This is a genomic window from Streptomyces purpurogeneiscleroticus (assembly GCF_020024005.1).
In the GTDB taxonomy this organism is placed as follows: domain Bacteria; phylum Actinomycetota; class Actinomycetes; order Streptomycetales; family Streptomycetaceae; genus Streptomyces; species Streptomyces purpurogeneiscleroticus.
The window spans coordinates 1-8,163 of sequence record NZ_NHSG01000213.1 but is presented as its reverse complement, the minus strand read 5'-3'; the positions used below and the strand labels follow the sequence as shown (position 1 = coordinate 8,163).

Here is an 8,163-nt window from a genome sequence, read left to right as displayed (position 1 = left end):
TACCCACCGTCCCAGGCCTCCTCCCCCGCCTCGAAGCCGCCTGGCTGGGCCGTGCCGCCGGCTGCCTCCTCGGCAAGCCCGTCGAGAAGCTGCCGCTGGCGGGCATTCGCGAGATCGCCCGGTCGACCGCGAACTGGCCGCTGCACACCTGGTTCACCGAGGCCGGGCTGGACCCCGCGACCGCCGCCCGGTACCCGTGGAACCGCCGCAGCCGCGCCACCTCGCTCGCCGAGAACATCGACGGCATGCCCGAGGACGACGACCTGAACCACCCGGTCCTCGGCCTGCTCCTCCTCCAGCGGCACGGCCACGCCTTCACCACCGCCGACCTCGCCCGGCTGTGGCTGGAGGAGCTGCCGGCCGGCCGGACGTTCACCGCCGAGCGCATCGCGTACCGCAACCTGCTCGACGGCATCGAACCGCCGGACACCGCCCGCTTCCGCAACCCCTTCCGCGAGTGGATCGGCGCCCTGATCAGGGCCGACATCCACGGCTGGACACACCCGGGCGACCCGGCCGGGGCCGCTGCTGCCGCCTGGCGCGATGCGGTACTGAGCCACACCGCCAACGGCGTGTACGGAGCGATGTTCGTCGCGGCTGCGCTGGCCACGGCCGCGAGCGGCACGGCCGATGTGCACCACTGCCTGGCGGCCGGGCTCGCCGTCGTCCCGCCCCGCTCCCGCCTGGCCCGGGCCGTGCGTTTCGGCATCGCGGTGGCCCGTGAGGCGCCCGACCGTACGCCGGCCGGATTCGACGGCGTGGTGGACCGGCTGCACGCCGCGTACGGGCGGCACCACTGGGTGCACGTCCTGCCCAACGCCGCCCTGCTCGCCGCCGCCCTCACGCACGGCGACGGGGACTTCACCGGATCGGTCTGCCGGGTCGTCTCCGGCGGCTGGGACACGGACTCCAACGGCGCGACGGCCGGCTCGCTGACCGGCCTGCTGGCCGGTTCCCCGGCAGCGCTGCCCGCCCGCTGGACGGCCCCGCTGGCCAATCGCCTGGCCACCGGCATCGGCGGCCTGGACGGCATCGGCTTCGACGCGCTGGCCCGCGAGACGGCGGCCCTGGCCCACACGAACCCACCCAACGAGCAGCGGGCCGCGGCCCCCGATGAGGACCACGACCCGCTGTGCCCGGCGAACGGCCGGGACAGGACGCGCTAGGACTTCTTGTTGCCGGTGCGCCCGGCGCCGTCCTTCGCCCGGTCGGCGTCTTCCGCCCCGTCGGCGTCTTCCATGCCCTCGGCGGACGCGTCGTCCTCGGCCGGCCCGTCGCCCGCGCCGTCCGTCGCGCCGTCCTCCGGCTCGTCCGCTCCCGGCTCGACGACCGCTTCCCGGCCCGGCGACCGCTTCGCCGAGACCACCATGTACACCAGCGCCAGGACCAGGACGATCAGCGCCGTCCACACGTTCAGCCGCAGGCCCAGGATGTGGTGCGCCTCGTCGACCCGCATGTACTCGATCCATGTTCGGCCCGCGCAGTACGAGGCGACGTACAGCGCGAACGCCCGGCCGTGCCCCAGCCTGAACCGCCGGTCAGCCCAGATGACCAGGATCGCGACGCCGATGCACCACAGGGACTCGTACAGGAACGTGGGGTGGTACGTGCCGCCCACGCGCCCGATCGTCGGGTCCGAGGTGATCTGCAGCGCCCACGGCACGTCCGTCTTCCTGCCGTACAGCTCCTGGTTGAACCAGTTGCCCCAGCGGCCCATCGCCTGTGCCAGCGCGATGCCCGGCGCGACCGCGTCCGCGTACGCGGGCAGCGGGATGCCCCGGCGGCGGCAGCCGATCCAGGCACCGACCGCGCCCAGCGCGATCGCGCCCCAGATACCGAGGCCGCCCTCCCAGACGTAGAACGCCTTGACCGGGTCGCCGCCCTCGCCGAAGTACGGCTCGTACGTCGTGATGACGTGGTAGAGCCGCCCTCCGATCAGGCCGAACGGCACCGCCCACACGGCGATGTCGGCGACCGTCCCGCTCCGGCCACCGCGCTGGATCCAGCGCCTGTTGCCGAGCCAGACGGCGATGAAGACGCCGATGATGATGCAGAATGCGTAGCCGCGCAGCGGGATCGGGCCGAGATGCACGACTCCGGTCGACGGGCTGGGAATGAATGCGAGGTCCATGGCAGCCCTGACGCTACCGCGCCGGGCGGGCCGGGCGGCAACCCACCCCGCAACGGCTCAGTAACGACCCCCCGGACGGCACTTCTCCGCCGTGGTTCTCCGTGCTTCTTCACTTCTTCTTGTTCGCGTCCAGCACCATCTGCTTCAGCTTCTGCGGGGTCACCTGCGCGCTCGGGTCCGCGAAGATGTTCTTCCCGTTGAGGATGACGCTCGGGGTGCCCTGCAGGCCGGCGTTCTGGAACGCCTCCTGCGACTTCTGCGCGAAGCCGTTGTACTTCCCGTCCTGCACGCAGGAGCGGAAGTCCTGGGTCACCAGGCCCGGGACCTTCCCCGCCAGCTGGATCAGATACTTCTTGCTGGCATACCGGTCCTGCTGCTCGGGGGGCTGGCTGCTGAACAGCACGTCGTGGTACTCGCGGAACTTGCCGCCGTTCTGCGCGCACAGTGCCGCATTGGCGGCGTTCAGCGAGCCCTTGCCGCCCATGTTGCCGTCGATGAGCAGGGCGAGGTGGTAGTCGGTCCGCAGCTGGCCGCTGTCCTCGAGCTCATGCAGGGTCGAGCGGAAGCCCGTCTCGAACTGCTTGCAAGCGGGACAGCGGAAGTCCTCCCACACCTGGAGCGTGGACGGTGCGCTCTTCTTGCCGACGGTGACCATCGGCTTGTCCCCGCCCGTCGCTCCCTTCGGCGCGGCGACCGGCGCGCTCTTGTCCTCGCCCGTCGACGACGCCCAGAGGGCGATGCCGGCGGCCACCGCCAGGACGACGACCACCGCCCCGGCGACCTTCGCCTGCCGGCCGCGCCGGGCGCGGGCCTTTTCCTTCTCGCGCTGTGCCTGCAGCCGCTCGCGGGCGCTGCCATCGGCTCGGGTTTTCTGGCTCACACCCGTGAAAAACGAGGCGGAGGGACGCGACTGCGCCCCTCCGCCCCGGTTTTCGTCCTATCGAGGGACCTGCCCGGCGTGCGCTTTACGCGCGCCGGTTACGGGTCTTACGCCCGTACGCCCTTGGCCAGCTCCCCGGCCAGCTCCCGTACGCCCGCGAGCCCGGCCTCCAGGTCGCCCTCGTGCGCCAGCAGCCGCTTCACGAACGCCGAGCCGACGATGACCCCGTCCGCGAACTGCGCGACCTCCGCGGCCTGCTCGGCGTTGGAGACGCCGAGGCCCACGCAGACCGGCAGGTCGGTGGTGGCGCGGGTGCGCGCGACCAGGTCCTGGGCCTCCCGGCCGACGGACTCGCGGGTGCCGGTGACGCCCATCAGCGACGCCGCGTACACGAAGCCCGTACCGGCCGCGGTGATCTTCGCGAGCCGCTCGTCCCGGCTGCTCGGCGCGACCACGAAGACCGTGGCCAGGCCGTGCTCCTCGGCGGCCTTCCGCCACACCTCGGACTCCTCGACCGGCAGGTCCGGCAGGATGCAGCCGGCGCCGCCCGCGGCGGCCAGGTCGGCGGCGAACCGCTCCACGCCGTACGCGTCGACCGGGTTCCAGTACGTCATGCACAGCACCGGCGCGCCGGTGGCGGCGTGCGCCTCGCCGACCGTACGGATCACGTCGACGATCTTGACGCCGCCGCGCAGCGCGATGTCGTCGGCGGTCTGGATGACCGGGCCGTCCAGCACCGGGTCGCTGTGCGGCAGGCCGACCTCGACGACGTCGCAGCCGCCCTCGATCATGGCGGTGACGGCGCGCACCCCGCCGTCCACGGTCGGGAAGCCGGCCGGGAGGTACCCGACCAGGGCCGCGCGGCCCTCGGCCTTCGCGCCGGCCAGTACAGAGCTCAGCAGCTCGACGTTGCCCGCCATCACTTGGTCCCCTCGTGGTGCGCGCCGAGCGCGGTGTCCGTGGCGTCGGTGTCGTCCGCCTCGACCGCGTCGTCGGCGGGCGCGTCGTACAGCCCGAAGTAGCGCGCGGCCGTGTCCATGTCCTTGTCGCCGCGCCCGGACAGGTTGACCAGGATCAGCCCGTCCTTGCCCAGCTCGCGGCCCACCTCCAGCGCGCCGGCGAGGGCGTGGGCGCTCTCGATGGCGGGGATGATGCCCTCGGTCTGGGAGAGCAGCCGCAGCGCCTGCATGGCGGCGTCGTCGGTGACGGCGCGGTACTCGGCGCGCCCCACGTCCTTGAGGTAGGAGTGCTCCGGGCCGATGCCCGGGTAGTCCAGGCCCGCGGAGATCGAGTACGGCTCGGTGATCTGGCCGTCCTCGTCCTGGAGCACGTAGGAGCGGGAGCCGTGCAGGATGCCCGGGGTGCCCTCGGTGAGGGTGGCCGCGTGCTCGCCGGTCTCCACGCCGTGGCCGCCCGGCTCGCAGCCGATCAGGCGGACGTCCTCGTCGGGCAGGAAGGCGTGGAAGAGGCCGATGGCGTTGGAGCCGCCGCCGACGCAGGCCACGGCCGCGTCGGGCAGCCGCCCGGCGCGCTCCAGGAGCTGCCGGCGCGCCTCCACGCCGATGACGCGGTGGAAGTCGCGCACGAGGGCGGGGAAGGGGTGCGGCCCGGCGACCGTACCGAAGAGGTAGTGGGTCCGGTCGACGTTGGCGACCCAGTCGCGGAACGCCTCGTTGATCGCGTCCTTCAGCGTGCGGCTGCCGGACTTCACGGCGATGACCTCGGCGCCGAGCATCCGCATCCGGGCGACGTTGAGCGCCTGCCGCTCGGTGTCGATCTCACCCATGTAGATGGTGCATTCGAGGCCGAAAAGCGCGCAGGCGGTCGCGGTGGCGACGCCGTGCTGGCCGGCGCCGGTCTCGGCGATGACGCGGGTCTTGCCCATGCGCTTGGTGAGCAGCGCCTGGCCCAGCACGTTGTTGATCTTGTGCGAGCCGGTGTGGTTCAGGTCCTCGCGCTTGAGGAAGATCCGCGCGCCGCCCGCGTGCTCGGCGAACCGCGGCACCTCGGTGAGGGCGCTCGGCCGGCCGGTGTAGTTGACCATCAGGTCGTTGAGCTCGGCCGCGAAGGCGGGGTCCGCCTTGGCCTTCTCGTACTCCTCGGCGACCTCGTCGACCGCGGCGACCAGCGCCTCGGGGATGAACTTGCCGCCGAAGGCACCGAAGTACCCCTGGGCGCTGGGGATCCGGCCCTCGGGGTCGGGAATGAAGAAGTCAGACGACATCCGACGTACTCCTCGTTCGGGGCGCACGCATACGCCCCGGAAGTCTCGATATCTCGAAATACGGGCATCAAGCTACGTGCCGCGCGTCAGGGGCCCGGGTGTCACACTCCGCCGGAGCACCCGCAGGGGTGTCCGGTCAGGCGTGCGAGCCCGCGCGCGGCGCGGCCGTACGGCGCCATCGGCGCCCGTTGATCTGCCCCGGCTCCGAGCCGATGTGGTACCGGACGCGTCGTCCGTGGATGCGGCGCGCGGGTGCCCGGCAGCCGCGCGGCCTGCACCCGCGCCCCAGGGCCGCGTGCGGCAGGCGCGCGGCGCCGACCGTCCCCGGGCGCAGGCCCGGGGAAGGCGACTGGGTGCGGGCGGCGGTCATGGAGGTGGTCAGTCCCGCCCGTGCCGGATGGCGGGGTGCGAGCCGGCCGCGACGAGGTCGGCGACGGCGGCCTTCGGGTCCTTGCCGGTGACCAGCGACTCGCCGACGAGGACGGCGTCCGCGCCCTCATTGGCGTACGCGATCAGGTCGTGCGGCCCGCGGACGCCCGACTCGGCGACCTTGACGATGTGGTCCGGGATCTCGGGCGCGACCCGGCCGAAGTTGCCGCGGTCGACCTTGAGGGTCTTCAGGTCGCGGGTGTTCACGCCGATGATCTTCGCCCCGGCGGCCACCGCGCGCTCGACCTCTTCCTCGTCGTGCGCCTCGACCAGCGGGGTCAGCCCGATCGACTCGGCCCGCTCGATGAGCGAGACCAGCGCCTCCTGCTCCAGCGCGGCCACGATCAGCAGGGCCAGGTCGGCGCCGTACGCACGGGCCTCCCAGAGCTGGTACGCGCTGACGATGAAGTCCTTGCGCAGGATCGGGATGTCGACCTTGGCCCGTACGGCTTCCAGGTCGGCCAGCGAGCCGCCGAAGCGGCGCTGCTCGGTGAGGACGGAGATGACGGCCGCGCCGCCCGCTTCGTAGTCGGCGGCGAGCCCGGCCGGGTCCGCGATGGCGGCCAGCGCGCCCTTGGACGGGCTGGAGCGCTTGACCTCGCAGATCACCCGCACGCTGTCGCCCTTGAGGGCGGCCACGCCGTCCTTGGCGGGGGCGGCCTTCTGTGCCCGCTCCTTCAGCTCATCGAGGCTGACGCGCGCCTGTCGCTCGGCGAGGTCGGCGCGGACTCCGTCGATGATCTCGTCGAGCACACTCACGCGAGCGGCCTCCTTCTTGAGCGGTGGAGGAAAACTGTCACCCTCAGGGACGCGGTGCGCTCCCAGCAGGCACTCCGATGGTATCCGGCCAGGGGCGGTAGCCCCGCATCCGCCTGTCGGCGGTCCCACAACATGGACAAGTACCGGCCGCGCGAGCGGTCCTCCGGGGACGCGGAAATGGCGCGGATCATGGGGCGAGGGCCGATCCGGCGGGCAGGTTGCGCACCACCGTGAAGAGCAGCACCAATCCGCCGACGAGCCACCAGTGGACGGGTCTCGGCCGCGGTCCGGCGGCCGGCAGCCCGCGACCCGCCCGCACCAGCCAGACCGCCCAGAACACCGCGAACGCGGCGTAGCCGAGCACTGCCAGGGCGTTGGCGCCCAGCGCCGCGCCCAGGTCGCCGTGGACCACCGCGTACGCACTGCGGAGCCCGCCGCACGCCGGGCAGTACAGGCCGGTGAACCGCAGCAGCGGGCAGACGGGGTAGTGCCCCGCCTCGTTGGGGTCGACGGCGCCGACGTACGCGAAGCCCGCCAGGACCGCCGCCAGGGTGCCCAGCGGGGGCGCGAGGCGGCGCGCCGCGCCGACGCGTACGGCAGGGGCCGGGGGCGGGTGCTGCGGGCTGCGCGCCACGGGTTCCGTCACGGTCCCGATTGTTCCCCCCTACGCGCGAAGGCGCAGCTTTCCCGCCGCCGCACGGGCCGTTCCGCGCCATGAGCGCGGGGCGTGCGGGCGGCCGGGAAGCCGCGCCTTCGTCGTCGGGCGCCGGGCGTCCGAACGGGCGGTCAGCTCTGCTGCGGCGCGGGGCTGCCCTTGGTGCGCTTGGGCTCGGAGCCCAGGCCCGCCATGCGCATCAGGCCGCCGACGACCGCACCGGCGAAGATGAGAACGATGCCGGCCCAGAAGCCGGGCACGTTGGCGAGCACCGTGAAGACGCCCGCGACGCAGAAGCCGATGAACGAAATGATGACGCCGGTCCAGGCAGCCGGGGTGTGTCCGTGGCCGTGGCCATTGCTCGACATGAGTGCTCCTCGTTGCTTTCTCGCGCCTGGGTCGGGGCGCGGCGTTCGCTCGGAAACATTGTCCCTGATGCGGGGGGAGGACCCGCCATCGGGTCGGTGCGGACCGGTGACGGCCGTCCCCGGGGAGTCCCTACGCGGTGGGGTCCTCGCCCCGGTCCAGCGACTTCCAGATCTCCTCCGGACGGTCCAGGTCCGGCTGCCTGGCCGCGCGGCGCGGGCCGCGGGGGCCGCTGCCCGCACGCTCGTAGCGCCCGGACATCGCGGGCCAGTGCCGCCCGTACGCGAGCGCCAGCAGCCCAGCGATCAGCAGCAGCGCGCCGCCGCCCGCGGCCACCCACGGCCAGACGGTGTGCGCGACGTGCTGCACGCCGGCGCCGCTCATGCCGGTGGCGGTGGCGGCCTTGGCCTCCAGCGCGGAGGTGTCGGCGTTGCCCAGGACGGCGCCGACGACGGTGCCGGCGCCGCTCAGCGCCAGCAGCGCGGAGACGGCGAGGCGGCCCGCGCCGCGCACGGCGAAGACGGCGACCAGCGCGGCGAGGCCGACGACGGCGAGCGCGCCGGGGACGCCGGTGACGTCCTGGCCCGTCGCCTTCTGCGGCAGCTCGCCCTGGGCGACCACAGCGGTGGCGGTGGCCCAGGTACGGCCGGAGGAGAGCAGGGCGAGGGCGGCGCCGAGCGCTCCCAGAAGGAGCGCGAAGGCCAGTGCGCGGCGCGCGG

The 8,163-nt window shown here is 73.3% G+C and carries 10 protein-coding genes; 1 reads left to right on the top strand and 9 read right to left on the bottom strand.

What is annotated here, in order from left to right; all coding sequences use genetic code 11:
* Positions 1–1,166 (top strand): ADP-ribosylglycohydrolase family protein (locus CCS38_RS13885; protein ID WP_223733558.1); only part of this gene is annotated, 1,166 nt, incomplete at its 5' end.
* On the opposite strand, the gene lgt is transcribed toward CCS38_RS13885, so the two are convergent.
* The 9 genes from lgt to CCS38_RS13840 all read right to left on the bottom strand — a co-directional run.
* Positions 1,163–2,131 (bottom strand): prolipoprotein diacylglyceryl transferase, encoded by a 969-nt coding sequence (gene lgt / locus CCS38_RS13880; RefSeq protein ID WP_223733557.1) that lies wholly within the window; start codon positions 2,129–2,131, stop codon positions 1,163–1,165. The two genes, CCS38_RS13885 and lgt, sit on opposite strands and share 4 nt — an antisense overlap.
* 109 nt (positions 2,132–2,240) lie before the next feature.
* Positions 2,241–3,011 carry a DsbA family protein gene (locus CCS38_RS13875; protein WP_223733556.1) on the bottom strand — a complete coding sequence of 257 codons (771 nt, stop codon included), beginning with the start codon at positions 3,009–3,011 and terminating at the stop codon, positions 2,241–2,243.
* A gap of 107 nt (positions 3,012–3,118) precedes the next feature.
* Positions 3,119–3,931 carry a tryptophan synthase subunit alpha gene (gene trpA / locus CCS38_RS13870; protein ID WP_030256362.1) on the bottom strand — a complete coding sequence of 271 codons (813 nt, stop codon included), beginning with the start codon at positions 3,929–3,931 and terminating at the stop codon, positions 3,119–3,121.
* The gene (gene trpB, locus CCS38_RS13865; protein ID WP_223733555.1) at positions 3,931–5,235 is read right to left on the bottom strand and encodes a tryptophan synthase subunit beta; all 1,305 of its coding nucleotides are present in this window, start codon (positions 5,233–5,235) and stop codon (positions 3,931–3,933) included. Before trpB ends, trpA begins: the two co-directional genes overlap by 1 nt.
* Before the next feature lie 136 nt (positions 5,236–5,371).
* Positions 5,372–5,605, bottom strand: a complete 234-nt coding sequence (trpM, locus tag CCS38_RS13860) for a tryptophan biosynthesis modulator TrpM (protein ID WP_223733554.1) — start codon at positions 5,603–5,605, stop codon at positions 5,372–5,374.
* Positions 5,606–5,613: 8 nt separating this feature from the next.
* Positions 5,614–6,423: an indole-3-glycerol phosphate synthase TrpC gene (gene trpC, locus CCS38_RS13855; protein ID WP_223733553.1), complete on the bottom strand. Its 810-nt coding sequence runs from the start codon at positions 6,421–6,423 to the stop codon at positions 5,614–5,616.
* Between the two features lie 187 nt (positions 6,424–6,610).
* The gene (locus tag CCS38_RS13850; protein ID WP_372457068.1) at positions 6,611–7,069 is read right to left on the bottom strand and encodes a DUF2752 domain-containing protein; all 459 of its coding nucleotides are present in this window, start codon (positions 7,067–7,069) and stop codon (positions 6,611–6,613) included.
* Positions 7,070–7,209: 140 nt separating this feature from the next.
* Positions 7,210–7,446 (bottom strand): HGxxPAAW family protein, encoded by a 237-nt coding sequence (locus tag CCS38_RS13845; protein ID WP_030256377.1) that lies wholly within the window; start codon positions 7,444–7,446, stop codon positions 7,210–7,212.
* 130 nt (positions 7,447–7,576) lie between these two features.
* Positions 7,577–8,163: TIGR02234 family membrane protein (locus CCS38_RS13840; RefSeq protein WP_223733552.1), on the bottom strand; the 587-nt coding region annotated here is incomplete at its 5' end.

What these genes read in the sequence shown, in the direction of transcription:
- trpA (WP_030256362.1), bottom strand. Translation starts at nt 3,931, where the DNA reads ATGGCGGGCAACGTCGAGCTGCTGAGCTCTGTACTGGCCGGCGCGAAG.
- lgt (WP_223733557.1), bottom strand. Translation starts at nt 2,131, where the DNA reads ATGGACCTCGCATTCATTCCCAGCCCGTCGACCGGAGTCGTGCATCTC.
- CCS38_RS13845 (WP_030256377.1), bottom strand. Translation starts at nt 7,446, where the DNA reads ATGTCGAGCAATGGCCACGGCCACGGACACACCCCGGCTGCCTGGACC.
- trpM (WP_223733554.1), bottom strand. Translation starts at nt 5,605, where the DNA reads ATGACCGCCGCCCGCACCCAGTCGCCTTCCCCGGGCCTGCGCCCGGGG.
- trpB (WP_223733555.1), bottom strand. Translation starts at nt 5,235, where the DNA reads ATGTCGTCTGACTTCTTCATTCCCGACCCCGAGGGCCGGATCCCCAGC.